We start from the raw sequence: 1,027 nt of genomic DNA on the forward strand, positions 1-1,027 counted from the left end.
CGTGGGTTTAAACAAGCTTCACAAGCACCTGCGAGTCGTTGAGGCGAACGCGGCGTGGGGATTGTCCCCTGAGCAGGCGGGTTGGCCGCAGGGGCCCGCCGGGTCGCAAGTGGAAAGTTACGATCAGGAGCGGCTTTGGCAGGAGGTGGATCAGGCCGAAGAGCAGGGGCCCGCCGGGTCGACCTCCAGGTGGTCGGCGCAGGTGCCGTCCGAGTTTGATTTGCCGGCGGCTCGGTCGGCAGACATCTACGGCGGTCTCGATCCCCTGCTTCATCTGGATGCGTCCACACCGCACGAGGTGCTTGATGATGCCTACTCGGCGCTGGTGTTTCCGCGCACTCCGTTCGATGCTCACCTCGGGGCTTTAGACCCGACAGCCTCGTTCTACAGCCGCAGCGGGACGGACTACGGATATGTCGTTGGAAACGATTGGATCCACCGCGGCCAACCGGCCCCGGACATCCTCATCGGCGCACTATCCCGGGACGGCCACCTGCCGAGCCGGTACCGCCCCGAGACAAACTTCGACATCCACGGTCAGTCCTATACGGCCTATTGGACCCCCCAGGGGAGGCAGGCAACCCCAAACAATCCCGAAGGCGCTGGCATTCATCTCAGGCTGGATCAACCGGATGGACAGGCCTCGGGATCGGGCATCGCCCCGCAGGGTCCGCAGGTGCTCGGCTTCACGGACTGGCTGACCGACGACCATATCCAGGCGGATTACGCGTTCCTGCGCAACGAGTTGCATCCGGATCTGGCCGCCCGCGCGCGGCTCGTGGATCCGCTCCTAGCCGGTCATCTGCGCACGGCCCGCCTCGATAGCGACGTGCTAAGCCGATACCAGCGCATCGTCCTTGACCAGGATGGTAACGATACAGCCGAGTTCGTGTTTCTGCCAGTGAACGATGCCAGTGCTGCTGATCCTTATCGCCGCGGCGACCATTGGTCGCTGTTGCTCATTGATCGCCGCGCGCGGGAAAGGCCGGTCGCCTATCATTACGACTCCATCGGCGGGCGCCACCAC

Annotated in this window: 1 pseudogene; it reads left to right on the forward strand. The window is 64.1% G+C overall.

The annotated features are described in order from the left end of the window. Positions 1 to 1,027 (forward strand): annotated as a pseudogene (locus F3H98_RS31535) (hypothetical protein); the annotation flags it as partial.

It is taken from the genome of Neomesorhizobium albiziae, assembly GCF_900114255.1.
GTDB classification, from domain to species: Bacteria; Pseudomonadota; Alphaproteobacteria; order Rhizobiales; family Rhizobiaceae; genus Neomesorhizobium; species Neomesorhizobium albiziae.